This window comes from Rhizobium sp. LCM 4573 (assembly GCF_001854865.1).
GTDB lineage: Bacteria > Pseudomonadota > Alphaproteobacteria > Rhizobiales > Rhizobiaceae > Neorhizobium.
Genome location: NZ_MDDW01000026.1, coordinates 21,515 through 47,799 on the forward strand (window position 1 = coordinate 21,515; position 26,285 = coordinate 47,799).

Below are 26,285 nucleotides of genomic sequence, written 5' to 3' on the forward strand. Positions count from 1 at the left end.
TCCGATGCGTGGGCGCTGGGTCGTGCGGTACTGATCAACTTCCAAGCCCTCCGACCGAGGCCTGAACGGATTGGCGCCGGTGGACGAGTTCGCCGATCAATTCGTGCAGCTCGGCAGTACCGAAAGCCACGGCCTGCGCTCCGGCTTGCAGCAGAAGTTCGCGTCTGCCGGGTCGAGGATCGCTTGGCGCGACGAAGCCGATCGCCTTCACCCCTGCCGCTCGCGCAGCCATGATGCCGGCCGCGCTGTCGTCGACGAGAAGACTGCGCGTATTCGTAACCGCCATCTTCAAGAGGCAGAGTTGAACGAGATCGGGTGCCGGTTTTGGGGCCGCAACCATTTCCGCGCTGAACACGTGGGGCGCGAATTCGTCCCATATGTCGAGCAGCCCAAGGCTGGCTTTCAATCTTCTCACCGAACTGTTTGAGGCGACGCATTTAGCGACATCGAGCGCTCGCAATACATCCTCCATACCGGCCATGACCTTCAGCTCGCGTCTGAAGGTCGCGAAGATTTCCGCATGCCATGCCGAAAAGACGGCTTCGATGTTTTCAAGGCCCCTCGTTTCGAGGATTGCACGTATTTCGGGCTCGGACTTGCCGGTAAACTCCACGAGGACGTCATAGGCCGTCATCGGCAAGCCACCACGCGTTACGGCTTCAGCCAGAGTGCGCGCCGCAAGCGGTTCACTGTCGATGAGAACGCCGTCGCAGTCGAAAATAATAAGATCAATGCTATTCATGAGCCTGTTTTCACGTTGAAATCTTTATCATGTCGCCGACTGACACCGATCCCGCTGAGTGCCGTGCGGCGGTCAATGGATGACATCCAGCGCCTCTGCCCGAATCTGCAATGCTAAGGCCGGGTCGTCGCTGGTGATCCAGCCGACGCCGTGCGCAAGCCAGGTCTGAAGTCCCTCGCCATCGTTCAACACCCAGGCACACAGCCGTGTCCGGGGAATGATAGCGTTGATTTCCTCGAAAGCAGCCGCGAGCAGCGTTTTCTCCACGGCGACGATCTCAACCAGGGCCGCCGCCCTCCTGACCATCGTCTGAGCGCCCAAGGCCTCCGCCGACCTCGCATTGATCGAGCACAGCCGGCCGATTTCCGGCGCCACGCGCCGGCATTCGGCAAGCACGTCGAGATTGAAACTCGTCAGCAAACTTCTGCCGGTCAGGCCATGACGCCGGATCGCTTCTGCGGCGAGAGCCTCCAGCCCTCGATAGGGAACTCCGCCCGCATCCGCTTTCAATTCCACATGCAGGTCGACCGGTCTGGAGGATGCGAAGAGCGCCAGCACCTCGTCCAGTGTTGGAATACCCTCAGACGAGCCCTTGAGTCGGGTCACCGGCCGATCCGTCGGAGACAGTCCTCTGACGACGCCGGTTGCCTCGGCTGTCCGCTCGAGCGTCGCGTCGTGGATCACGACCAGTTCGCCTGCATCCGTGAGATGCACGTCGAACTCGATCGCATCGACGCCCAGTTCGAGGGTGCGGCGGAAACCCTCCATGGAATTTTCAGGCCAGAGGTTTCTGGCGCCACGATGGCCTACGATTTTAGTCATGTCATACCTGCATGTCTTGGGGTGGAATTATTTGCTGGCGTCGACCAGCCCTTTGGCGAACCAGCGCTGTAGGAAGAGAATGACCAGCGTCGGCGGCAGCATGACCWGCAGGGAAGCGGCCATCGCCACTTCCCATCCGCCTTCTGAATCGCCGACGGGAACGAAGCTCTTGAGCGCTACGATGACCGTTCCCATTTCCTTGTCCGTGGTGAACAGTAGCGGCCAGAGATACTGGTTCCAGCCACCGATGAAGAGGATGATGGCGAGTGCGGCCATGTTCGGCACGGAAAGGGGCAGCAGGATCGTGAACAGGAATTTCAGCGGTCCGGTATTGTCTAGCTTGGCTGCTTCGCAAAGCTCGTCCGGCACGGTCAGGAAGAACTGTCGGAACAGGAACACGGCCGTCGCCGATGCGATGATGGGAAAGATCAGACCGTAATAGGTGTTCACGAGGCTCCAGTTCATGGTCGCGTCGATGCTGATTCCCGCCACAGTTTGAAGAACCGTACCGATCCCGACCGTATTGAGCAGCCAGCGAAGCGGCCCGGCCGCATCCGCCACAGCTTCATAGGTTGGAATGATGCGCACCTCGACCGGCAGCATCAGCGAGATGAAGATCAGCCAGAACGCCGTCATCCGGAAGGGAAAGCGGAAATAGGTGATCGCGAAGGCTGCGATGATCGAGATGGAGATTTTCCCGAAAACGATGCCCAGGGTGACGAAGAGCGAGTTCAGGAAGACCCTGGTGAAATCGCCTTTCTCCCAGGCAATGGATAGGTTCTCGGTGAAATGATCGCCTGGCAGCAAGGGAAACGGAATCTGATGCATTTCGGCGGGCGTCAGGGAGCCGGCGACGAAAGTGAAGTAGAGCGGCAGGCCCACCATCAGCGCCCCGAGGATGAGGATCAGATGGCAGATGACGGAAAGCAGCGGATTTCGCTCGACCATGCTCAGACCTCGTAATTGACCTTGCGCTCGATCGCCCGGAACTGCAGGACGGTGAAGAGGATTGCGAGCACCATGAGAACGATGGATTGGGCCGCCGACGAGCCGAGGTTCAGGTTGACGAAGCCATCTTGATAGACTTTGTAGACAAGCGTGGTGGTCGATCCGGCAGGACCGCCGCGCGTGACCGAGTCGATGATGCCGAAGGTCTCGAACAGCCCATAAACGAAATTCATGATGAAGAGGTAGAAGACCGTCGGCATGATCAGCGGCACGGAGACAGTGACGAAACGCCGCCATGGTCTCGCTCCGTCGATGGCGGCTGCCTCCCGCAGGGATTGCGGAACTGCCAGCATGGCCGCGGTCAGGAAAATGTAGTCGTAGCAGACGTGCTTCCACACCGAGGCGAGCGTGATGAGGATGACGGCATCCGTCGTCCTGAGGTTCGGGTCCCAGGGATAACCCATGCCGTGCAGCCAGGTCGCGATCGGCCCGACGGACGGGTTGAAAAGGAAGGCCCAAATGGTGCCGGATACGACCGGAGCGATGGCATAGGGCAGCAGGATGACGGTGCGGTAGCCGTAACGGCCGCGAATGACGTGGTCGGTGGCGAAGGCGAGCGCGCCGGCGATCACCAATGTCAGGATGTTCTGTGCAAGCGTAAACCAGAATGTCAGCCAAGCGCTGTAACGATATGTTTTGCTTGCGAAAAGATCGATGAAGTTCTGCATGCCGACGAATATGGCCTTGCCGCCGAACGGGTCGATCTGCACGAAAGCGAGCGAAAGCGCCTTCCACGAGGGCACGAAGAAGAAGAACAGCAGGATGATGAGCTGAGGCGAAATCAGCGCAGCGGCAAGCCCCGTTCCTCGATAGTGAGCGCGCTTGAGCCCGTTTTCGCTAGACGCCAGCCATTTGCGGATGGCGTTCCGCCGAGCGGGAAAGGAGGAACCTGACCGCTCCTCCTCCACCATGCCTATATCAGTTGCCGCCATTGAGAGCCTCGTATTGGCGGAGAACCTGATTGCCGCGCACGACGGCGGAATCGAGAGCTTCCTGCGGCGTCTTTTTACCGGTCCAGACCGCCTGCAGCTCCTCGACAAGAATAGCCGAGCTCTGATTGCTGTTGCCGAAGCGGAAGCCGCGGGAATTGACCGTCGGCTCGCCACGGGTGAGTTGAAGGATAGCAATCTCACGGGTCGGATACTTCTCGAAGAAGCCATCCGATTTCATCTTGTCGTAGGCGGCATTGGTCACCGGCACATAGCCCGTCCATTCGGCCCAATAGGCTTGGGTTTCCGGCTTGGCGACATAGTTGAGGAAGGCGGCAGCCGCAGCGCTTTCATCTTCTGACTTGCCCTTGAGCACCCAAAGCGCTGCTCCGCCGATATTGCTGTTGCGCGGAGAAACGCCTGTCTCATGCGGCATGTAGGTCGCCGACCAGTCGAACTTGGCGTTAGTCTCCACTTCTGCATGGGCCGCCGTGGACGTCACGATCGTCGAGCAGGTGCCGGAGGTATAGAGCTGCTTCGGCGAAAGACCCTGTCCGGCAAGCTGGATGATGCCATCATCGATCCAGCGCTTCAGCCGCTCGACCTGTTTCACCACGGGCGTCTGTTGTAGACGTATTCGGTATCGAGCCCCTCGAAGCCGTTGCCCTTCGTGCCGAACGGATAGTCGTTGATCGATGAATAGCCCTCAATCAGGCTCCAGTAGAAATCACTGTCCAGTACCATGCCGCATTTGGCGACACCCTGATCCCTGATGGCATAAAGCTGCTTTTCGACCTCGTCCCAGGTTTGGCCGGGAGCCTCGAAGCCGGCCGCCTTGAAGTGATCCGCATTGTACCAGAAGATGGCCGTGGAGGAGTTGAACGGCATGGCTGCGGGCTTGTCGCCTTCGAGATAATAATCCGCGACAGGTTTGACGAAATTGTCCCAGTCGATCGAATAGTCGTGTTTCGTCATCAATTCGCTGACGGGAACGATAGCGTTGGAATCGATCATCGTGAGGAAGGTGCGTTCGCTCGACTGGATGATCGTGGGGTGTTTCCCGACACGATATGCGGCAATCATGGCCGCGAAGGTTTCCTCGTAATTGCCCTTGCGGATGCCGATGACCTCGTAATCGTCCTGGCTTTTGTTGAAGTCGGYGATGATCTTCTGAATGCCCTCCTCGATGCGGCCGCTATTGGCATACCACCACTCGATAGAGGTCTTGGCCTGCGCCCATGCCGGCGTGGTCAGGACGGCAAGCATGGAGACGGCAGCTAACGTGCGTTTACGGAGACGAGTCATCTGAACAAATCCTCTGAACTGCGGGAAGGCCGCTGGAAACAGCAGGCGTCACAAGCCTGTGCCTGCCTTCGTTCTAAGGAGAACTCATAACCGTCATGTGACATTTACCTCCAAGCTTGAGCATATGCTCAAGCGGGCTAGTTTGCCGCCGGCGCGGCTTTGCTGTCGCTCGGGGCATTGACGGGCGCGGCCCATGACATAGGTATGAGCGCTGGACTGAAAACGTGGCGATACATCCTGTGCGGCTAGACAGACTATTCGCGTACTGGCGCTCCCAGTCACTGGCCAGGCAGTTCCTGTTCACCGGCGGGTTGGTAGCCGTCGCGGCGATGCTGCTGATCGGCGCATTCGTTTCGGACCTGATCGAGCAGGCGGTAACCCGCAACTCGGCGGCGTCGACCGCGCTCTATGTCGACAGCGTGATAGCGCCCATCCTTCCCGACATGACCACCACCGAGGCACTGGATGAATCGGTTGCGCGGGCGCTTGACGAGACGTTGACGCAAGGCACATTGGGAACACGCCTTCTGTCGTTCAAGCTCTGGCGGAAAGATGGGACGATACTCTATTCGAAAGACAAAAGCCTGACGGGAAAGCGTTTCGAGCCGGGGGAAGACCTGCGCTCGGCCTTTTCCGGGCAGATGGTCGCCGAATTCGATCAGATCGACAATGCCGCCGACATTCCCGAACAGGCGAAAGACCTGCCGCTCCTGGCAATCTACAATCCTGTGCTTCAGCCCTGGTCGGGCGAAGTCGTCGCCGTCATCGAATTCTACGAGATGGCGAACGACTTCGAGCGTAGTCTGCGAAACGCCAGGCTGCATAGCTGGCTTGCCGTGGCGGCGGCGACCTTCGCATTTTTTCTCGCCCTCTCCTTCATCGTTCTTGGCGGCAGCCGCACGATCGAGAGGCAGCGGCACATGCTGAACGACCGCGTCAACGAGCTTTCCGCACTCTTGGCTCAGAACCAGGCGCTCAATGCCCGGGTACAAAGAGCCTCCCAGCGAACCGCGGCCTTGAACGAGCGTTTTCTACGCCGGGTCGGCGCCGATCTTCATGATGGCCCGGCTCAATTGGTGGCTTACGCCTCGCTAAGGCTGGATAGCGAGGCGGTGCTGGATCCACAGACGCCCCTCGATAAGCGCGAACGAGAGATCGCCTCGATCAAGGGTAGCTTGAACGAGGCGATGCGGGAAATCCGCAACATCTGCGCCGGGCTTATCTTGCCGGACATCGAATCGACAGGATTGACCGAGATGCTGGAAAGAGTCGTTCAGGCGCACCGCGATCGTAGCGGGACCGAGGTGCAACTGTCTCTCACTGATCTGCCGCAGGATATCTCCCACGCAGCTAAGATCTGTATCTATCGCTTCGTGCAGGAAGCGCTCAACAATGGTTGGYGTCATGCTGGCGGCCTCGGCCAACGAGTGGTGCAACGTTTGGAGGACAATTGCGTTGTTGTCGAAGTCATCGACACCGGACCGGGCTTCGATCCTGCTCTGGTCAAACCGGCCAGCCTGGGTCTTGCCGGTTTGCGTGAACGTGTTGAAAGTCTTGGCGGTCGATTCGAGATCAGTTCCTCAAAACGCGGAACGACGGTGACGATGTCCTTGAATGTCTGTGAAACGGAGCAAGCATGACGAGAGACTTGCGTATAGCTGTCGTCGACGACCACCCCTTGTTCAGGGAAGGCGTTTCGCGCAGCTTGTCGGAGCTTGGATTTGAGATCGTTGCGGAAGGCAGCACGGGTGACGAGGCGGTGATGATCGCCGTCACGCAACGGCCGGATATCCTGCTCATGGACATTTCGATGCCGGGTGGCGGGCTGGATGCCCTCGCCCCGATTCTCGACGAATGCCCAGATCAGAAGATCGTCATGCTAACGGTATCGGAGACCGGCGAGGATATCAGACGCGCCCTGCAGAGCGGCGCCAAGGGCTATGTGCCGAAGGGCGTTGGATCAAGAGATCTGGCTGATGTACTGCGTTCGATCGCCGGTGGAGAAAGCTATGTCTCGCCGAGCCTTTCGGCCAAGATCCTGGCGGATACCGGTGCGGCCTCGAACGAGAGCAGCCAGGGCGAGCAGCTGGAAGAACTGACATCGCGCGAGCGGGAAGTCCTGGATCTCGTCGCGATCGGCTTGAGCAACAAACAAATCGCCCGCCAGCTCGATCTGCATGAGAAAACCGTCAAGCATCACATGACGCGTATCTTCGCGAAGCTGCAGGTCAGCAACCGGACGACTGCGGCGATCATATGGAGGGAAGCTGCCCAGAGCAGGACGTCCGGAGGCCTTGAGCCGGGCTCCCTGGTCGCTTCGGCGGTCGCGTCCTCACCTTTTCTGCAGGGATCTTAGCCGGTCCTTGTCCGCCGTTGTGGCGGTGCGGTTGATGATCGTGCGTCCGCGACGATCCCGCATAATATAGCGACCGCCTCGGGTCTCTTCCGCAATGCCGCTGCGATGTTTCACTTCGATCTGTGAATCTTCGGCCTTCTTTGCGTCGCCCGTCTTCGCATTGGTTTTCGTTTCGCGTTCTCGGCTCTGCTCCCCGGACCGCCGGGAGCGTCGATCGCCCTCGCGATCGGAGTCTTTTTCTCGTCCGCCTTTTCCCTCGCCATTTCCCTTGCTTTCACCTCGGCCCTCTCCCTTGCTTTCGCCTCGGCCTTCTCCCCCTCCTCCTCCCTCGCTCCCGCTTCCTCCGTTTCCGTTCTTCGCAAGGGCTTTTTCTTCCCGCAGGAAAGAAGCCGGATCGGCGGACAGCCGGTAGGGCGAGGCGGCGCAGATAAGCGCCGAGGACAGGAGACCGAGGCTGGAGAGGAATTTTCTGCGCGAGAACATGACGGTTTCCCTGTCACCGACAGCAATGCTGCTCAGCTTCAATATGGCGGTCAAAGGTGAGGCCCACCAGTGTTCTCCGGAAGAGTAAAAAGCTCGCCGGCTGACAGACCGGCGAGCAAACGACCTGCGCGGAGAGGGACACGGCCGGCGCAGGTTTGCAGGAGCCACCGAAATCGCGCGACTGCAGAAAGTAGTTTTGCGTCATTCCCGTCCTGCCAGCCATGCGAAGCCAAAGTTGCGGAAATATGCAGCCATAGCTCCTACCTACCTTGAGTCTTGAACGGTCCAACCCTGCGACTGTTCCCGCATCTGGGGCCCATTGGACTTTTGCATTCCGCGGTTACGACCAAGGTCTGAGGCCGGCTTTTCATCTCTGTGGAACAGGCGCCGACATGAGAGCTATCCCGGGTGGCTGTCGCAAAACCGCAATACGACCTCTCTAGATTTAGAACGGCTCCAAACTGGTAGTCTTCCTTAAAATCCGGAGATAGGCGATGACCGAACATCTTTCTCAAAAGATATTCCCGACCACCCAATTAGAAGATGCCGATGGCGACGGTCACAATCCGAGCATCAACCCGACCATGGGCGAGATCATCAGCAAGCGCTTCTCGCGCCGCAACTTCCTTCAGGGCTCGCTTGCCGTCTCCGCGATTGCGGCGACCGTGAGCCCTGTTGCGCTGATGACGGCGGACCAGGCGCGCGCAGCCGGCGGATCGGCCTTCTCCTTCCCGGAAGTCGAAGCCGGCGTGGACGCCAATCATCATGTCGCCGAAGGTTATAATGCGGATGTCCTGCTGCGCTGGGGCGATGCGCTTTTCCCGGATTCCCCCGTCTTTGATCCAAAATCCCAGACGGCCGAGGCGCAGGCACGCCAGTTCGGCTACAACAACGATTACGTCGGCTATATTCCGCTGGAAGGCTCGGCCGAACACGGCCTGCTCGTCGTCAATCACGAGTACACCAATCCCCACCTGATGTTCCCTGGTCTCGTTAAGGTCGTCGACGGCAAGATCGAGCAGGGCAAGCTCTCGAAGGAGCAGGTCGACATCGAAATGGCCGCCCATGGCGGCACGATCGTCGAAATCCGCAAGGTGGGCGGCAAGTGGCAGGTCGTTCCGGAAGGCCGCTATAACCGCCGCATCACCTCCACCACGGAAATGGAGCTGACCGGCCCGGTTGCCGGTCACGACCGTGTGAAGACCTCTGCCGATGCGACGGGCACCAAGGTCATCGGTACACTCAACAACTGTGCGGGCGGGGTGACCCCCTGGGGCACCTACATCATGGCTGAGGAGAACTTCCACGGCTATTTCTCCGGCGAACTTCCCGCCGGTCATGCGGAAGCGGCGAATTACAAGCGATACGGGGTTCCGGAAGGTGGCTACGACTGGGCCAATTTCTACGACCGCTTCGACCTTTCCAAGGAGCCGAACGAGCCGAACCGCTTCGGCTGGATCGTCGAGGTGGATGTCATGGACCCGACGTCGACCCCGAAGAAACGCACCGCGCTCGGCCGCACCAAACATGAGGGTGCGGAATCCATAGTGGCCGAGAACGGCAAGGTCGTCTTCTATCTCGGTGACGACGAGCGCTTCGACTATGTCTACAAGTTCGTCACCGACGGCATCTACAATCCTGACGACCGCGCGGCGAACATGAACCTGCTTGACACCGGCACGCTCTATGTCGCCAGGTTCAACGAGGACGGCACCATGCAGTGGCTGCCGATGGTGCATGGCGAAGGGCCTCTGACGGCCGAGAACGGCTTTGCCAGCCAGGCGGACGTGCTGATCGAGACGCVCCGGGCCGGCGACCTTCTCGGCGCCACGAAGATGGACCGTCCGGAAGACGTTCAGCCGAATAGCGTCAACGGCAAGGTCTATGTGATGCTGACCAACAACACCAAGCGCAAGGCCGACCAGGTGGATGCCGCCAATCCCCGGGCAGAGAATGCCTTCGGGCATATCATCGAGATTGCCGAGGAAGGCGGCGACTTCACCGCGACTTCTGGTAGGTGGGAAGTGCTCCTGAAATGCGGCGATCCTTCCGTTGCCGAGGTCGGCGCGACCTTCTCGACCGAAACGACCAAGAACGGCTGGTTCGGAATGCCCGACAACTGTGCGGTTGATTCAGCTGGGCGGCTTTGGGTTTCGACCGACGGAAACAGTAACAAGGCGACGGGCCGCACCGATGGCCTGTGGGCGGTCGATACTGATGGAGAGGCTCGCGCGACCTCGAAGCTGTTCTTCCGCGTGCCGGTGGGCGCCGAACTCTGTGGTCCGCTTTTCACGCCGGATGATGAAACGGCCTTCGTCGCCGTCCAGCATCCCGGCGATGGTGGCGAGGACTGGGATGGTCATGGCCGCCCGTCCTATTATGAGGACCTTTCCACCCGCTGGCCCGACTTCAAGGATGACATGCCGGTGCGGCCCTCCGTCCTCGCCATCACCAGGATCGGCGGCGGCAAGATCGCCGTTTGACACACAGGTCCCGAGGCGGGGCGTTTTTCGCCCTGCCTCCTCGATTCCGATCCCTAGCTACTGCGCCAAGGCCACCAGCCGCCCACTCAACGGCTGGTGGATTATATCCATGCGCACATCGTAGATGCGCGCCAGTTCCTCGGGCGTCATCACCTCGTCCGGACGACCATTGGCAATGAGCCGGCCGGAGTGAAGCGCGATGATCTGATCGCAGAAGCGGGCGGCCATGTTCACATCGTGCAGCACGGTGATGATCGTGATGCCCTTCTCGCGGCAAAGATCATGGGTGAGCTGGAGCACTTCGAGTTGATGGCCTATGTCCAGTGCCGAAATCGGCTCGTCGAGCAGAAGGCAAGTGGCATCCTGCGCCACCAGCATGGCGAGCCAGACCCGCTGGCGCTCACCACCCGAGAGGCTGTCCACCATGCGGTCGGCGAAGGCGCCGATACCGGTCAGTTCGATCGCTTCCTCGACCTTTGCGCGGTCGGCCGCACTGAACCGCCCAAGTGCGCCGTGCCAGGGGTAACGTCCAAGCGCCACCAGTTCCTTCACCAGCATGCCGGGTGCGGCAGGCGTCCGTTGTGGCAGATAGGCAAGCCGCCGCGCAAATGCGCGGGCCGGCCAGCTTTCCAGGGATTGCCCTTCGAACAGGATCTTGCCGGAGGTCGGCTCCTGCTGACGGCCGATCAGCTTCAGCAGCGTCGATTTGCCCGAGCCATTATGCCCGATCAGGGCAATCGACTTGCCCGCCGGCAGGTCGAGGCTGAGTGGATGCAGGAGCACCTGTCTCTCGATCGCGAAACTCACCTCTCTCAGGGACAGAAGCGGAGAATTCTGCACCGCGAGATGCCGTTCGTTCAAATGCAGTGTCATTGGAGCACTATCCGTCCGGATCGGTTTTCAATATGGAGAAATCGGCTCACCTTTCGCCAATTTCACCCGCATGGTCAACCGGCCTTCCATATTGCCCGCTTCGAGATTTCAGCATGCTAAGCCGTTTCTTCACCTATTACCGGCCCTATCGAGGCCTTTTCATCCTCGATTTTACCTGCGCGATTTTGTCGGGCATCCTTGAACTCGCCTTTCCGATGGCGGTGAAACTGTTCGTCGACCGGCTGCTCTTCAGTCAGGAGTGGCTGCTGATTCTCATCGCCTCGGCGGCATTGCTCGTCGTTTACGCGATCAATACCGGTCTTATGATCGTCGTCACCTATTGGGGTCATATGCTCGGCATCAATATCGAGACGGATATGCGCCGCGCCGCCTTCGATCACCTGCAGAAGCTTTCCTTCAGCTATTACGACAACCAGAAGACCGGCCATCTCGTCGGGCGGCTGACCAAGGATCTCGAAGAGATCGGCGAGGTCGCTCATCACGGGCCGGAAGACCTCTTCATCGCGATCATGACTTTTGCGGGGGCGCTGGTGCTGATGTTCTCCGTCAATTGGCAGCTTGCGCTGCTCACTGCCCTTATCGTGCCGCTGACAGCCTGGGTGACGAGCCGCTACGGCAGCCGCATGACCCGCAACTTCCGCAGGCTCTTCGACCGGGTCGGCGCGTTCAATACACGCATTGAGGAAAATGTCGGCGGTATCCGCGTCGTGCAGGCCTTCGCCAACGAACAGCACGAGCGGAGGCTGTTCGAAGAAGACAATCAAAATTATCGCCGCGTAAAGCTCGAAGCCTACAAGATCATGGCCGCCAGCACATCGCTGAGTTACATGAGCATGCGCCTGACGCAGATGATCGTGATGATTGGCGGCGCCTATTTCGTGCTGGCCGGAGAACTCACGACCGGCGGGTTCATCAGCTTCCTCTTGTTGGTCGGCGTCTTCTTCCGTCCCGTCGAGAAGATCAATTCTGTGATAGAGACCTATCCGAAGGGGATTGCCGGTTTTCGCCGCTTCACCGAGCTTGTCGATACCGAACCCGATATCGCCGACGCGCCTGACGCTATCGAGGTCGACCATCTGAAGGGCGAAATCGTCTACGAAAACGTCTCCTTCGGATACACGCCCGAAAAACCGATCCTGCTGGACATCGACCTCAATATCCACGCTGGGGAGACGATCGCCTTTGTGGGTCCTTCCGGGGCGGGCAAGACGACCATCTGTTCACTGCTGCCCCGTTTTTACGAGATTCTTGACGGTCGCATCACGATCGACGGGATCGACATCCGCAAGATGACGCAGCGATCGCTTCGTCAGCAGATTGGGATCGTGCAGCAGGATGTCTTCCTCTTCGCCGGCACGATCCGGGAGAATATCGCTTACGGCCGRCTTGCAGCGAGTGAAGCCGATATCCTCGAGGCAGCTCGCCGCGCCCACCTCGAAGACATGCTCGCCGCCCTTCCCGAGGGGCTCGATACGGTTATCGGCGAACGCGGCGTAAAGCTTTCCGGCGGTCAAAAGCAACGCGTGGCGATTGCCCGGATGTTCCTGAAGAACCCGCCGATCCTCATCCTGGACGAAGCCACGTCCGCGCTCGACACCGAAACCGAACGCGCAATCCAGCGATCACTGGCAGAGCTCGCCGAGGGGCGCACGACGCTGATCATCGCGCATCGTCTCGCCACCATCCAGGGCGCCGACCGGATCGTTGTCATCGATGGGAACGGCATTGTCGAACAAGGTACTCATCAGGACCTGGTTGCCAGGGCTGGCGGCGCCTATAGCCGGCTTCACGCTGCCCAGATCGGGGGCATCCGGCAGGATGCGAGTGCTGACGATTGATAGCACCTTTAAAACTTGATAAGTAAAGGATAGTTTTAGGCTACTGCTGCAGAGATACCAGCATGACTTTCCAGCCGCGTATGCGTAACAAGATCGAGGGGTTTTCAGTGATCGGCGGATTGCGTCGCCGTCACTGGAACGGTATTACCGCCGACCTTTGGGATGTGGAATGCGCATCCTATGCCGGCGGATATTACGTGGCGCACGATCCCAGGCTGTTCATCCTGCTCGATCACCGCGGAAAAGGCCGCCCATCCATCAAACTCTCTCCGACCGGGCGCGGCGCCCCGCAGGATAGTCGCGAGAGCCCGATTTCCTATGTGCCTGCCGATATGGATCTTTGGGTCGATATCACGGATGTCCAGTATATCCGGCATCTCGACCTGCATTTCGATGCCGAAACCATCAGTCGGCGCCTGATGGAGGAGATCGATCCGGCACGCCTCAGAGATCCGCAACTGCTCTTCCACGATCCGCGCGTGGTGGCGCTTGCCGAACTGATCGCCGCGGAAGTCGCTAATCCGAAACCGCTTCACGATCTTTATGGAGAYGGGCTTTCGCTCTCTCTCATCATCGATGTCCTGAAACTCACGAAGACCGCGCCTCGCAGGCGCGGTGCGCTTACGTCCTGGCAGCTTCGGAAGGTGACCGACTTCATCGAGGCCAACTGCCTGCGCAATATCCGCCTCGATGAGGTGGCCGGCCTCGCCGGCCTCTCACCTTCCCATTTCAGTCACTCCTTCAAGGCGTCAACCGGGATGGCGCCGCATCAATGGCAGATGAATGCCCGCCTCGAGCAAGCTAAGCAATTGCTTGCCGCGGACGATCAGCCACTGACCAATATCGCTGTCGAGACCGGCTTTTCCGATCAGGCCCACTTTACGCGGGTATTCCGCAAGCATGTGGGAACAACGCCGGCCCGCTGGCAGAAGGCCCGGCGAAGTTAGCAACGCCCGAACTTCTGCCCGACAAGATAAAATTTGCCCAAGAACGTTCAATTGCCGTGAATCCAGGCAAGCCCCGCAAGTAAATCTGAGTTAATGCCTCATCTTATTGCGTTGCCGCATATGGTTGAACTGGGGGCAAGATGATGCAGAGGGCTGCGGTTTTCACGGTGAGAGCGGGTTTGATGGCCGGCACGGCTGCGATCGGGCTTGCAGCGGCCTGGCCGGCGTTCGCGCAGCAGGAGACGGTGCTCGAGCAGATCACCATCAGCGCCGATGCGGCGTCTGACGCGACGGGGCCTGTTGAGGGCTATGTGGCCAAGAGCTCTGCTACGGGTTCCAAGACCGGAACGCCGCTCAACGAGATTCCGCAGGCCGTTTCCGTCGTCGGAAAGCAGGAGATGGACGATCGCGGCGTGGTCAACAAGGTCGATGAGGCGCTTCGCTATACGCCGGGCGTCGTCGCCGCGCCCTACGGGACGGACCCGGATACCGATTGGTTCTATATCCGCGGTTTCGAGGCTACGCAGACCGGCGTTTTCATGGATGGCCTGCATCTCTTCAGCTATGGCTTCGGCGGGTTTCAGATCGACCCGTTCATGCTCGAACGGGTCGAGGTTCTGAAAGGGCCCGCGTCCGTCCTCTATGGCGGTTCCAATCCCGGCGGCATCGTCAATATGGTGCGCAAGCGGCCGACCGACGAGCCGTATTACTATACCGAGACGGGCATCAACAGTAACGGAAACGCCTTCGGCGGCTTCGATATCTCCGACAAGGTCGGGTCGAGCGATACCATGACCTATCGCCTGACGGGCAAGATCGCCGGCGGCGACAACTACTCCGACTACAGCCACGATCTGCGCGGCTTCATCATGCCGCAGCTGACGGTTTCGCCCGACGATGCGACGAAATTCACGATCTGGGGCTATGCGGGCGCGCTCGATCAGGTGCATGTCGGAAACGGCTTCCTTCCCTATGTCGGTACCGTCGTCGATGCGCCTTTTGGAAGAATCCCCCGCGACTTCTTCCCCGGCGAACCGGATCTCGACAAGGGTCGCTATGACCAGCAGATGATCGGCTACGATCTGGAGCACGAATTCGACGGAGGCTGGAAGGTCTCGTCGAACTTCCGCTACGGACATCTCGATAAATACGAGTTCGGCCCCTATCCATATCTCTATGCTTCCCCGACGGAACTCAATCGGATCGGCTTCGAGGGTGACACGACCGCCGACAGCCTTGCCTGGGACAACCRCATCGAGAGCGAGTTCGAGCTGGGTGGTGCGACGCATAAAGTGATGGCCGGCATCGACTATCGCTACTACCGCATCGACAACGTGCAGAATTCTGTTTTCGGCGCTGGCTTTCCGCCCTCGCCCTTCCCGGGCACGATCGACGTCTTGAATCCAGATTATGGGCAGACACAGCCACCGCTGAGCCCGCTTTACGATGAAGTCGTGACGATGAACCAGGTCGGGTTGTATGCTCAGGACCAAATTCGTTTTGCGGATAACTGGCTTCTCACCCTCAACGGCCGCTATGACTATGTCCATAGCAATTTCGAGAACCAGCTCACGCCGGCCAGCAGCTACAAAAGCTCCGACAACGCCTGGAGCGGTCGCGCCGGTCTTGCCTACGAATTCGACAATGGCCTGACGCCCTATGTGAGCGCCGCCACCTTCTTCAATCCTCTTGTCGGGACCGGAGCCTCTGGTCCTCTTGTTCCTGAGGAAGGAGAGCAATTCGAAGCGGGCATCAAATACGATCCGACCTTCTTCGACGGTTCTCTGACCGCATCCGTTTTCCACATCAACAAGCAGAACTATGTCGTTTCGCTGCCCACCCCTCCGTTCACGCGGTCGCAGCTCGGCGAGGTAGAATCGAAAGGGATCGAGCTCGAGGCCAAGGTAAACCTCAATGAAAATTGGCGACTTCTTGGCTCCTTCACCTATACGGATGTCGAAGTCACCGAGAACCCGTTGAACCCTGCGCTGGTCGGAAAGACGCCTTATATCGTACCGGACGTGACCGCCTCGCTGTGGCTCGATTATACCGTGACGACCGGTGCGCTCGAAGGGCTGAGCCTGGGCGCCGGCCTGCGTTACAAGGGGGAATCCTGGGCGGATGAAGCCAACACGCTCAAGGTTCCGGATGCGACGGTGGTCGATGCCGCCATTCGCTACAAGAAAAACGACTGGACCGCTTCGCTGAACGTCACGAACCTGTTCGACAAGGAATATGTCGAGAGCTGCGGCGGCATTGGCGCCTGCGGCTATGGTGATGCACGCACCCTCACCTTCAAGCTCAGCAAAGTTTGGTAAGTTGACTCCCGAAGTGCGGTTTTGCAGGAAGGCCCTCCCATGGGCCTTCTTCTGCGACTGGAGAACCATTTGAACGACCCGTTTTCGCTGACGCGCAGGGCCATGTTGGCCGGAGCCGCCGCCCTCCTGGCGACCACCGGCCGCGTGCGCGCAAAACAGCCCGGTCCACGAGTGGCAACCCTGGACTGGGCTCTGCTCGAAACCCTGCTTGCGATCGGCGCGAACGTGGTGGCGGGAACTGAACTACTGCAGTTCCGGCAGGTGGCGGTGACGCCCGAAGTCCCCGGAACCGTAGCCGATCTCGGCTTGCGCGGAACGCCGAATTTCGAGGTTTTACGTTTCGCCGAGCCGGACCTGGTCTTCAATTCGAACTTCTATGCCTGGGCCGATCCCCTGATGAGCAGGATCGCTCCGGTGGAAAGCCATTCTGTCTATGTGCCGGGCGAGAGCCCTTATCAGCTTGCCGAAAAGGCGACGCTCGCGATTGGCGACCGGTTGCAGCTTGCCTCTGCTCGCAGCCTGGTCGACGAGCTTTCGGCACGGCTCGACCGCTATAGAAAGGAACTCGCCGGCGGCGACGGCCGGCCGATCCTGCCGATCAATCTCGGCGATGCGCGCCACTACCGTGTCTTCGGTTCGGACAGCATGTTCGGCGAGGTTCTGGCCCGCCTCGGCCTGCGCAACGCCTGGTCTGGCACTACCAGCTATTCGGCCATGGCCCCGGTCGGCATCGAAACACTCGCCACCATGCCAGATGCCTGGATCGTGCTGATCCCGCCGCATCCCGAGGATGCGTTCCGGGAACTGGTGGAAGGCGCCTTCTGGAAGACCCTGCCGGCGGTACGCGAGGGCCGGGTTCTTACCATTGGTTCAGTCAACCCGTATGGCGCCCTGCCCGCGGCCAGCAGATTTGCCGATTTCCTGGCGGAGGGACTCTCCAGTGCCCGAAACCGTTAGCCTTTCGGCGAGTAGCCGTGGAACCCGGACAGGGGTTATCCCTATTGTCATCCTCACCCTTGCCTGCGCACTCAGCTTCGCGCTGCTGCTCATCTATCGGCCCAGCGTGCTTGGGGATCCCGCTACCGCTGCGGCCCTGAACGACCTGCTTTTCTGGAACAGCCTGCTGCCACGCGCCGCGATCGCGCTCGTTTCTGGTGCAGCACTTGGTCTTGCCGGCGCGCTTCTGCAAAGGGTATTGCGCAATCCGATCGCCGACGCCTCGACACTCGGCATCGCTTCCGGCGCGCAACTGGCACTTACCCTCGGATTGAGCTTCTCGCCCTTGCTGATCGGCGCGTCGCGCGAACTCCTCGCGTTCGGCGGCGGGCTCGCTGCTCTCCTCATCGTTCTCGTGCTGAGCTGGCGGCGGGGGCTCGATCCGGTAACGGTGGCGCTCTCCGGCATGATCATAAGCCTGATTGCAGGCTCGCTCAGCGTGACGACCATTCTGGCGCGCGGCGAATATGCGATGTCTATCCATATCTGGGGCGCGGGATCGCTCAGCCAGCAGAACTGGAACGGTGTTCTGTCGCTGGCGCCGAGACTGGCGCTCGGTTTTGCCGCCGCACTTTTCCTCAGGCGGCCGCTGACGGTCCTGGCGCTCGATGACGCGAGCGCAAAAAGCCTTGGCGTGGCGCTGCAAACGGTGCGCTTCGCAATCCTTCTCCTTGCCGTCTGGCTGTCAGCCTCCGTCACGGCGACAGTCGGCATTATCGGCTTTCTCGGTCTGGCTGCTCCAACCCTCGCAAGGCTTTGCGGCGCCCGTACCACAAGCCAGGTCATGCTGGCCGCACCGCTCGCCGGAGCGGCTATCCTCTTCCTCGCTGATTGCCTCACGCAATTGTTCGGTTCCGGCTTTTCCGATTTCGTGCCGACGGGTGTGGCCACCGCCCTGCTCGGCGGCCCCTTGCTGCTTTTTCTCCTGCCACGCGTCCATGGCTTTTCCGCCGTGACGGCGGAAGCCGGCGCGGGCATCCGCCGCCTTGGCGCGCCTGGAAGAATGCTGATCCTTGCCGTCTTGCTTGTCGTTTCCCTGGGGGTCGCTCTCGTCCTCGGCCGAGGCGACAGTGGCTGGAACATCGCTACAGGCGCTCTCTTATCCGATCTCCTGCCCTTCCGGCTGCCGCGCATCGTGGTCGCCATGGGCGCAGGAGCCATGCTGGGAGCCGCCGGCCTGATCATGCAGCGGGTTACGGGCAATCCGCTCGCCAGTCCCGAAGTACTTGGCGTATCGAGCGGAAGCGGCGCCGGGCTTACCCTGGCGCTTCTTCTCTTCGGCTTTCCCTCTCCGCTTCTGATGATTGCAAGCATGGCGTTCGGCGCACTGGCCGCCTTCGTCATCATCATGGGGGTCGCCGCCCGCTCTGGCCTGTCGGCGGAACGGCTGCTTCTCGCAGGTATTGCGGTGGCCGCCTTCTCCATGGCGATCGTCAGCATCGTTCTCGCCCAGGGCGATATGCGCGGCTATATCCTGCTCACCTGGCTTTCCGGTTCCACCAACCGCGCGGGGGCCTTTGAGGCGTGGACAGCGCTGATCTCGCTGGCCGTGCTGGTGACCCCGCTTTTCCTGATGACGCGCTGGCTTTCCATACTGCCGCTCGGTTCGGGGCTTTCCAGAAGCGTCGGGTTGCGGATCATGCCCTCCCGGCTCGTGCTCGCCGTTTTGGCGGCCCTGATGACGGCGATCGCCTCGTTCCTGGTCGGTCCCTTGAGCCTTACCGGACTGATCGCCCCGCATCTGGCGCGGCTCATCGGTTTTCACCGGCCGGCCCACCAACTGCCGGCCACGCTGCTGATCGGAGCCTGCGTGCTGGTGTTGGCGGACTGGCTGTCGCGGGTGGTGATATATCCCTATCAGGTACCCGTGGGACTATTCGCGGCCCTTATCGGCGGGCCGTACCTTCTCTGGCTACTCACGCGACGGCCCTGACGGCGGCTCCTGCTACACGATACCGCCGCCGCCTGCTTGGGATTGCGGGCGTTCGGCCGCAACCTTTTGCCGATAGCCGCTGGCGCGGTAGGTCGCAACCGGGTCGATCGCCCCGCCCGTCCGGCGACGAGCTTCGGCAAGGATCGGCTCCACGTCGGTGCGATAGGCACGTTTCAGGGTCTCGGATGCCATCAGCGCGTCGTTTTCTTGCTGATAGCCATCGAGCGCCTTGCGATCGACGAGCAGTGCCTGCGCATAGGCGCGGCGAATTTCATTGGCGCTGGAAATCAGGCTTTCGATCGGGTCGGTGACGTTATGCGACTGGTCGATCATATGCGCCGGATGGAAACCTTTCACACCACGGTGCTCCGCATCGACCAGTTCGTTGAAGACGAGGAACAGCCGATAGGGTTCGATCGCGCCGGCGTCGAGATCGTCGTCGCCGTATTTCGAATCGTTGAAATGGAAGCCGCCGAGCTTGCCGAACTGGATGAGGCGCGCGACGATCATCTCGATATTGGTGTTCGGCGCATGGTGCCCGAGATCAACGAGGCAGAAGGCCTTTGGCCCAAGCGTATTTGCGATGAGGTAGTTCGTACCCCAGTCTTGCACCACCGTCGAATAGAAGGCGGGCTCGTACATCTTGTGTTCGGTAAACAGCCGCCAGTCATCCGGCAGTGCCTTGTAGATCTCCGCCATGGAGGCGAGGTAGCGCTCGAAAGTACGAGTGAAATGGCTTTGGCCCGGGAAGTTGGAGCCATCACCAATCCACACCGTCAGCGCCTTGGAGCCGATCGCCTTGCCGATTTCGATACATTCGAGATTGTGCTCGATGGCTTGGCTGCGTGTCGCGGCGTCCGTATGACTGAGCGAGCCGTATTTGTAGGAATGGATCTGGCCAGGAGCATCGGAAAAGGTATTGGAGTTCATTGCGTCGAAGCGCAAGCCGAGCGCATCGCCCTTCGCCTTTAGCTCCCTCGCATCCGTCTTGTCCCAGGGAATATGGAGCGAAACGGTGGGCGTCGCCTGCGTCAATTGCTGGATGACGGAGCAGTCGTCCAGTTTGTCGAAGATGCCGCGCGGCTCGCCCTGCCCCGGAAAGCGGGCAAAGCGCGTGCCACCGGTGCCCACACCCCAGGAGGGAATGGCGACGAAGAACTCAGCCGCCTTTTTGGTCACCGCCTCGATATCGAGGCCGCGACGGGACAGATTGTCCCCGAGAGCCTCGTAATCGGATTTCAGCGCTGCTCTGCGTTTTTCATTTTCGGCGGAAACCACATCCGCCGCGATCTTGAACTCGGCCATTTCTTCCTCCCCTGGCGATTGTCAGCGCGTGAAGCTCTGTGCGTTGCCGGCATCCACATTAATGATGTTGCCGGTCGACTTGGCGGACGCGTCGGATGCCAGGAAGTAGATCGCCTCGGCGATATCCTCCGGGAAGACGTTGAGCTTCAGGAGCGAGCGCTTGCGGTAATGCTCCTCGAGCTCGCTCACCTCGATCTTGSAGGATGAAGCACGCTGCTCGCGCCATTCACCGCTCCAGATCTTCGAGCCGCGCAGCACTGCATCCGGGTTGACTGTGTTGACGCGAATGCCGGCTTCGGCTCCTTCGAGCGCCAGGCAGCGCGCGAGATGGATTTCGGCCGCCTTGGCGGTGCAATAGGCCGAAGCGTTCGGCGAGGAAGCAAGCCCGTTCTTGGACGCGACGAAGACGACATTGCCGCCGAGCTTCTGGTTGCGGAAGAGTTTGAACGCTTCTCGGGACACAAGGAAGTAGCCGGTCGCCAGGATGTCGATATTCCTGTTCCACATGGCCAGTGTCGTTTCCTCCACCGGCGCGGAGGAGGCGATGCCGGCATTGGAGACGAGAATATCGACGCCACCGAATTCGACGCAAGCTTCCGCGAAGGCGGAGATAACGGCGTCTTCCTTGGTGACGTCCAGAATGGCGGCACGAACGGCATCCTTGCCGAAGGACTTTTCGAAATCCGCCTTGGTCTCGCCCAGTGCTCCGCCATCGATATCGGCAAGCACCACACAGGCCCCCTCGCCCATCAGACGAGCGGCGGTCGCGCGGCCGATGCCACCGGCGCCGCCGGTGACGAAGGCGACCTGGCCGGCGAGGCTCTTCGGCTTTGGCATGCGCTGCAGCTTCGCTTCTTCAAGCAGCCAATATTCGATGTCGAAGGCTTCCTGCTCCGGTAGCCCCTGGTATTCGGAGACAGTCGAAGCACCACGCATCACATTGATGGCGTTCACGTAGAACTCGCCGGCGATGCGGGCCGTCGCCTTGTCGCGGGCAAAAGACAGCATGCCGACGCCCGGCACCAGGAAGATGACCGGATTGGGATCCCGCATCTTCGGCGAATTGTCGTGCTTGCAGGTTTCATAATAGCGCGTGTAGCCGGCGCGATAATCTTCCAGCGCTTGATCGAGAGAGGCCACCACGCCGTCGATGTCCGGCTTGGCCGGATCGAAATCGAGGATCAGCGGCCGGATCTTGGTGCGCAGGAAGTGGTCCGGGCAGGACGTGCCGAGGCTTCCAAGCGGCTTCAGGTTCTTCGAATTGACGAATTCGAGTACCGCGTCCTGATCGTCAAAATGACCGAGCTTGCGCTCAGATCTGCCTATCCGGCCGCGAATTTCCGGCATGAGCCTGGCGGCGATGGCACGACGCTCCGCCACCGTCAGGCTTTGTGCGACAGCGCCGCCGAAGATCGTCTTGCCTTCCGTCTGCCCCGCGAACCAATCGATCGCCTTGTTGATGATGTCGAGCGTCAGCTCGTAGCAGGCCTTGGCGTCGTCGGCCCAGGTAAAGAGGCCATGGCTTTCGAGCACGACACCCTTGGCGTTCGGATTGGCCTTCACGAAGGCTTCGAGATCAAGGCCGAGCTGAAAACCGGGACGCCGCCAGGGCAGCCAGCCGATCTCACCGCCGAAAACCTGCTTCGTGAGTTCCTTGGAGTTCTTCGCCGCCGCGATCGCGATGATCGCGTCTGGGTGCATGTGATCGACATGCTTGTAGGGCACGAAGCCATGCAGCGGTGTGTCGATGGATGCTGCGCGCGGATTGAGATTGAAAGTGCAATGCGGCAGGAAGCCAACCATGCGGTCCTCGTCTTCCACGCCCTTATAGATGCCTTTGAGAGCTTCCAGCTTGTCGAGATAGAGAGTTGCGAAACCATCGAGCTTGATGGTTCCAACGTCACCGCCGGAGCCCTTCACCCACATGACGCGGACCTTCTCGCCGGTCAGCGGATCGATCTCCATAACCTTGGCTGAGGTATTCCCCCCGCCGTAATTGGTGATGCGCTTGTCCGCACCAAGGAGGTTGGAGCGATAGAGCAGCTTGCCCGGCTCATCGAGGCCGGCGGCATGGGAATCATCCCAACGATTTTCGAGAAGGCGGGTTTTGCCCGACATCGCTTTCCTCCCAGATGTTTTCGGCTCACGGCGGCCAGGGTGGCCGCTATCCCATGACGTCGGTATCGCGCATTGCCGTAGCCTATGTCAATCAAAAACGATCACAAACGTTCATTGTGCGCTGCGGTAAATTCGAATTTGATCGTTTATGATTGACAACGTAAGTTTTCCAGCGATAGTTGAGCATCAGGAGGAGCCCCATGCACGAACGTGAACGCCATCGCATCATCTTGAGCGCTATCCAGGAAAAGCCGGTGATCACCGTGCAGGATATCGCCGAGCTGACCGATGCTTCCGAGGCAACGATCCGGCGCGACATTGCCTCGCTGCATGTACAGGRCAAGCTCCGGCGCGTGCGCGGCGGTGCCGAAGCGGTTCACCCTCCGCAACTCGGCAATCTCGCCGCTCGCCCGTTCCGTGTTTCCGAATCGGTCAATATCGACAAGAAGCGCGCGATCGCTCGCGCTGCCGTCGAGCTTTGCGAGGAAGGCGACTCCGTCATCATCAATGGCGGCACGACGACCTTCCAGATGGTCCATTACATGTCGGCTCGGCGCCTGCAGGTGATGACCAATTCCTTCGCGATAGCCGAGCATCTGGTCAAGCACTCGAAAAGCACAGTTTCCGTGCCGGGCGGGGCGATCTATCGCGAGCAGAGCCTCATCCTGTCGCCGTTCGATAATGATGCGATCCGCAATTTCTATGCGCGGCGCATGTTCATCGGCGCGCAAGGGGTCGGCCCCCTCGGCGTGATGGAGGCGGATGCGCTGGTGATCCAGAGCGAGCAGAAACTGATGCATCAGGCCGAAGAGCTGATCGTCATGGTGGATTCGAGCAAGTTCAGCCGCCGATCCAGCCTTATTCTCTGCCCGCTCGAGCGGGTCACAACCATTATCACCGACGAGGGCGTTTCGGACGAAGCCGTCCGCATGATCGAGGACGCGGGCATCAGGCTGGTCGTGGCCGGCGCAGTCGATGTTTCTGCCGCAAAGGAGGATTCCCCATCGGCGGCGTGACGCCATCCGATGGGAGGGGACTGAAATCTTAAACTGGGAGGACTGGAAATGAAACTTGCAAGGAAACTCGCTCTCGGCGTGGCACTCGCCTTCGCCGCCATGAGCACGGCGGCAAGCGCCGCCGACATGAAGATAGCACTTGTCGTCAAATCGCTCGGCAACGGTTTCTTCGAAGCCGCCAACAAGGGCGCGCAGGAAGCTGCCAAGGAACTCGGCGGCGTCGAGATCATCTATACTGGACCGACGACCACGACCGCGGAAGGCCAGATCGAGGTCATCAATTCGCTGATCGCCCAGGGCGTCGACGCTATCGCCATCTCCGCCAACGACCCTGATGYGGTCGTTCCGGCACTCAAGAAAGCCGCTCAGCGTGGCATCAAGGTGATCTCGTGGGATAGCGGCGTGGCGGCTGAAGGCCGCATCATGCACCTGAACCCCTCGTCCAACGAGCTGATCGGCAAGATGTGCCTGCAGCTTGCGGCCAACCATCTGGAAGGCGGTAAGGGCGATTTCGCGATCCTCTCGGCCACCACCACCTCGACCAACCAGAACACCTGGATCGAGGAAATGAAAAAGCAGCTGAAGGATTTCCCCGGCCTCAACCTTGCCACCACCGTCTATGGCGACGACCTGGCCGACAAGAGCTATCGCGAGGCCCAGGGGCTCTTGACCTCGCAGCCGAACGTGAAGGTCATCGTCGCTCCGACGACTGTCGGCGTGCTCGCCGCCTCTCAGGCAGTCAAGGATGCCGGCAAGATCGGCCAGGTCTACGTGACCGGGCTTGGCCTGCCCTCTGAAATGGCGGGCGCCATCAAGTCGGGTGCCACGAAGGAGTTCGCGATCTGGAACCCGATCGACCTCGGCTATTCCGCAACCCAGATTGCCTACCACATCGTCAAGGGCGATACGGACGGCGCACCGGGCGCGGAAATCGAAGCTGGCCGCATGGGCAAGATCAAGGTCGGCGATAACGGCGAAGCCGCCATGGCGGATCCCYTCGTTTACAACGCCTCGAACATCGACGAGTTCTCGAAGATCTTCTGATCGCTGGGACTCCGATCCAACAGCAGGCGATGTGGGCCCCCTCATCCACCTGCCGACTCCCTCTCCCGCTGGGGAGAAGAGTAATGCCGCAACGTTCCCGGTCCTCCTCTCCCCTCGGGAAAGGAGGACTGAGCGAAGCGGAGGCCGGATCGGGGCCGCGGCCTCAACGCTAAATTTGCTACGGAAAAGCGGCTACGCATAATGAATGGCGCGACGAAAACCCAAAATCGATCCCCTCATCCGGCACCTCAGGTTGAATCTGCGCCCATCCTGGAGATGCGCGGCATCTCCCAGATCTTCCCTGGTGTGAAAGCGCTCGATGGCGTCAGTATCCAGCTCTTTCCGGGCCAGGTGACGGCGTTGATTGGTGAAAACGGCGCCGGCAAGTCGACCCTGGTAAAGATCCTGACCGGCATTTATCGCCCTAACGAGGGGGAAATCCTGATCGACGGCAAGCCCGCCGCCTTCCACAGCGCACAAGCCGCCATTGATGCGGGGGTGACGGCCATCCATCAGGAAACCGTGCTTTTCGACGAACTCTCCGTTGGCGAAAACATCTTCCTGGGCCATGCGCCACGGACCCGCTTCGGCACGCTCGACTGGCGGCAGATCAATTTAAGGTCAGGCGACCTCCTGCGGGCGTTGGAAAGCGAGATCGACCCCACGATCCGTTTGAAGGACCTTTCGATCGCACAGCGGCATCTGGTGGCGATCGCCCGTGCGCTTTCCGTCGATGCGCGCATCGTCATCATGGACGAACCGACGGCGGCACTTTCCCGCAAGGAGATCGACGACCTCTTCCGCATCGTCAACAACCTCAAGCGCCAGGGTAAGGCGATCCTCTTCATCAGCCATAAGTTCGACGAAGTCTACGAGATCGCCGAAAATTTCGTGGTCTTCCGCGATGGCCGCGCTGTCGGGAAGGGCAGATTGAAGGAAACCGCACAGGACGAGATCGTGCGGCTGATGGTCGGACGGGACGTCAAGGATGTCTTTCCGAAGGTGAAGGTTGAAATCGGCGCACCGGTGCTTGCCGTCGAAGGCTACAGCCATCCGACCGAGTTCCGCGATATTTCCTTCGAACTCAGGCGCGGTGAAATCCTCGGCATCTACGGTCTGATCGGGGCCGGGCGCTCCGAGCTCTGCCAGGCGCTTTTCGGGATCACGCGCCCTTCTTCCGGCCGACTGACGCTGGAGGGCGAGCCCCTCGACATCCGCTCGTCGAGCGATGCGATCCGCGCCGGCATCGTCTATGTGCCGGAGGAGCGCGGCCGCCACGGTCTGGCGCTGCCCATGCCGATCTTCCAGAACATGTCGCTGCCTTCGCTTTCGCGCACCTCGCGATCCGGCTTTCTCAAGGCCGCAAACGAACTGGCGCTCGCCCGCAAATATGCCGAGCGGCTCGACCTGCGCGCGGCGGCCCTTTCCGTGCCGGTCGGCACGCTTTCCGGCGGCAACCAGCAGAAGGTGGTGATTGGCAAATGGCTGGCGACACAGCCCAAGGTCATCATTCTCGACGAGCCGACCAAGGGCATCGATATCGGCTCAAAGGCGGCGGTCCACGGTTTCATCAGTGAACTGGCCGCCGAGGGGCTCTCGATCATCATGGTCTCGTCGGAACTGCCAGAAATCCTCGGCATGTCGGATCGCGTGATGGTGATGCGCGAGGGCCTTGCCGCCGGCATCTTCGATCGCGAGCGCCTGAGTGCCGAGGTACTGGTGCGCGCGGCGACCGGTAATGCGTGAGG

The 26,285-nt window shown here is 60.3% G+C and carries 18 protein-coding genes and 1 pseudogene; 11 read left to right on the plus strand and 8 right to left on the minus strand.

Annotated elements, in window-relative coordinates:
- Positions 1 to 34 precede the first annotated feature (34 nt).
- From LCM4573_RS19260 to LCM4573_RS28955, 5 genes and pseudogenes are all read right to left on the minus strand, one after another.
- Complete coding sequence (locus LCM4573_RS19260) at positions 35 to 742, minus strand: HAD-IA family hydrolase (RefSeq protein WP_071008003.1); 708 nt, start codon at positions 740 to 742, stop codon at positions 35 to 37.
- A gap of 72 nt (positions 743 to 814) precedes the next feature.
- Positions 815 to 1,564 carry a glycerophosphodiester phosphodiesterase family protein gene (locus LCM4573_RS19265; RefSeq protein ID WP_071008004.1) on the minus strand — a complete coding sequence of 250 codons (750 nt, stop codon included), beginning with the start codon at positions 1,562 to 1,564 and terminating at the stop codon, positions 815 to 817.
- A gap of 27 nt (positions 1,565 to 1,591) precedes the next feature.
- Positions 1,592 to 2,512 (minus strand): ABC transporter permease subunit, encoded by a 921-nt coding sequence (locus LCM4573_RS19270; RefSeq protein WP_071008005.1) that lies wholly within the window; start codon positions 2,510 to 2,512, stop codon positions 1,592 to 1,594.
- A 2-nt stretch (positions 2,513 to 2,514) separates the two neighbouring features.
- Complete coding sequence (locus tag LCM4573_RS19275; protein WP_083347536.1) at positions 2,515 to 3,504, minus strand: ABC transporter permease subunit; 990 nt, start codon at positions 3,502 to 3,504, stop codon at positions 2,515 to 2,517.
- A pseudogene (locus LCM4573_RS28955) lies at positions 3,491 to 4,767 on the minus strand (extracellular solute-binding protein). The gene LCM4573_RS19275 and the pseudogene LCM4573_RS28955 overlap by 14 nt, the downstream one beginning before the upstream one ends.
- A 278-nt stretch (positions 4,768 to 5,045) precedes the next feature.
- On the opposite strand from LCM4573_RS28955, the gene LCM4573_RS19285 reads away from it, so the two are divergent.
- The 3 genes from LCM4573_RS19285 (at position 5,046) to LCM4573_RS19300 (ending at position 10,128) form a co-directional block, all read left to right on the plus strand.
- A complete protein-coding gene (locus tag LCM4573_RS19285) occupies positions 5,046 to 6,446 on the plus strand; it encodes a sensor histidine kinase (protein WP_407071757.1) in 1,401 nt (466 codons plus the stop codon).
- Positions 6,443 to 7,162 carry a response regulator transcription factor gene (locus tag LCM4573_RS19290; RefSeq protein WP_083347538.1) on the plus strand — a complete coding sequence of 240 codons (720 nt, stop codon included), beginning with the start codon at positions 6,443 to 6,445 and terminating at the stop codon, positions 7,160 to 7,162. The genes LCM4573_RS19285 and LCM4573_RS19290 overlap by 4 nt, the downstream gene beginning before the upstream one ends.
- A gap of 977 nt (positions 7,163 to 8,139) precedes the next feature.
- Positions 8,140 to 10,128: a PhoX family phosphatase gene (locus tag LCM4573_RS19300; RefSeq protein ID WP_071008007.1), complete on the plus strand. Its 1,989-nt coding sequence runs from the start codon at positions 8,140 to 8,142 to the stop codon at positions 10,126 to 10,128.
- Between the two features lie 57 nt (positions 10,129 to 10,185).
- Here the strand turns inward: LCM4573_RS19300 and LCM4573_RS19305 are convergent, their stop codons facing one another.
- Positions 10,186 to 11,001 (minus strand): ATP-binding cassette domain-containing protein, encoded by an 816-nt coding sequence (locus LCM4573_RS19305; protein WP_071008008.1) that lies wholly within the window; start codon positions 10,999 to 11,001, stop codon positions 10,186 to 10,188.
- Between the two features lie 113 nt (positions 11,002 to 11,114).
- On the opposite strand from LCM4573_RS19305, the gene LCM4573_RS19310 reads away from it, so the two are divergent.
- The 5 genes from LCM4573_RS19310 to fhuB all read left to right on the plus strand — a co-directional run bounded on the left by LCM4573_RS19310 (position 11,115) and on the right by fhuB (position 19,054).
- On the plus strand, positions 11,115 to 12,860 hold the full coding sequence (locus LCM4573_RS19310) for an ABC transporter ATP-binding protein (RefSeq protein WP_071008009.1): 1,746 nt from the start codon (positions 11,115 to 11,117) through the stop codon (positions 12,858 to 12,860).
- A 62-nt stretch (positions 12,861 to 12,922) separates the two neighbouring features.
- A complete protein-coding gene (locus tag LCM4573_RS19315) occupies positions 12,923 to 13,807 on the plus strand; it encodes a helix-turn-helix domain-containing protein (RefSeq protein ID WP_071008010.1) in 885 nt (294 codons plus the stop codon).
- A gap of 140 nt (positions 13,808 to 13,947) precedes the next feature.
- Positions 13,948 to 16,125: a TonB-dependent siderophore receptor gene (locus LCM4573_RS19320; RefSeq protein WP_198539762.1), complete on the plus strand. Its 2,178-nt coding sequence runs from the start codon at positions 13,948 to 13,950 to the stop codon at positions 16,123 to 16,125.
- Between the two features lie 39 nt (positions 16,126 to 16,164).
- Positions 16,165 to 17,082 (plus strand): ABC transporter substrate-binding protein, encoded by a 918-nt coding sequence (locus tag LCM4573_RS19325; protein WP_071008011.1) that lies wholly within the window; start codon positions 16,165 to 16,167, stop codon positions 17,080 to 17,082.
- Positions 17,066 to 19,054, plus strand: a complete 1,989-nt coding sequence (gene fhuB / locus LCM4573_RS19330) for a Fe(3+)-hydroxamate ABC transporter permease FhuB (protein ID WP_071008012.1) — start codon at positions 17,066 to 17,068, stop codon at positions 19,052 to 19,054. The genes LCM4573_RS19325 and fhuB overlap by 17 nt, the downstream gene beginning before the upstream one ends.
- Positions 19,055 to 19,066: 12 nt before the next feature.
- Here the strand turns inward: fhuB and rhaI are convergent, their stop codons facing one another.
- Both rhaI and LCM4573_RS19340 read right to left on the minus strand, forming a co-directional pair.
- Positions 19,067 to 20,359 (minus strand): L-rhamnose catabolism isomerase, encoded by a 1,293-nt coding sequence (gene rhaI, locus LCM4573_RS19335; RefSeq protein WP_071008013.1) that lies wholly within the window; start codon positions 20,357 to 20,359, stop codon positions 19,067 to 19,069.
- A gap of 21 nt (positions 20,360 to 20,380) precedes the next feature.
- Entirely contained in the window at positions 20,381 to 22,477 is a 2,097-nt protein-coding gene (locus tag LCM4573_RS19340; RefSeq protein WP_071008014.1) for a bifunctional rhamnulose-1-phosphate aldolase/short-chain dehydrogenase, read from the minus strand.
- A 200-nt stretch (positions 22,478 to 22,677) separates the two neighbouring features.
- Between LCM4573_RS19340 and LCM4573_RS19345 the strand changes: the two genes are divergently transcribed.
- The 3 genes from LCM4573_RS19345 to LCM4573_RS19355 all read left to right on the plus strand — a co-directional run bounded on the left by LCM4573_RS19345 (position 22,678) and on the right by LCM4573_RS19355 (position 26,283).
- A complete protein-coding gene (locus tag LCM4573_RS19345; protein ID WP_071008015.1) occupies positions 22,678 to 23,493 on the plus strand; it encodes a DeoR/GlpR family DNA-binding transcription regulator in 816 nt (271 codons plus the stop codon).
- A 48-nt stretch (positions 23,494 to 23,541) separates the two neighbouring features.
- Positions 23,542 to 24,537: a rhamnose ABC transporter substrate-binding protein gene (gene rhaS / locus LCM4573_RS19350; protein ID WP_071008016.1), complete on the plus strand. Its 996-nt coding sequence runs from the start codon at positions 23,542 to 23,544 to the stop codon at positions 24,535 to 24,537.
- Between the two features lie 201 nt (positions 24,538 to 24,738).
- Complete coding sequence (locus LCM4573_RS19355) at positions 24,739 to 26,283, plus strand: sugar ABC transporter ATP-binding protein (protein ID WP_071008017.1); 1,545 nt, start codon at positions 24,739 to 24,741, stop codon at positions 26,281 to 26,283.
- The last annotated feature ends 2 nt before the right edge of the window (positions 26,284 to 26,285 follow it).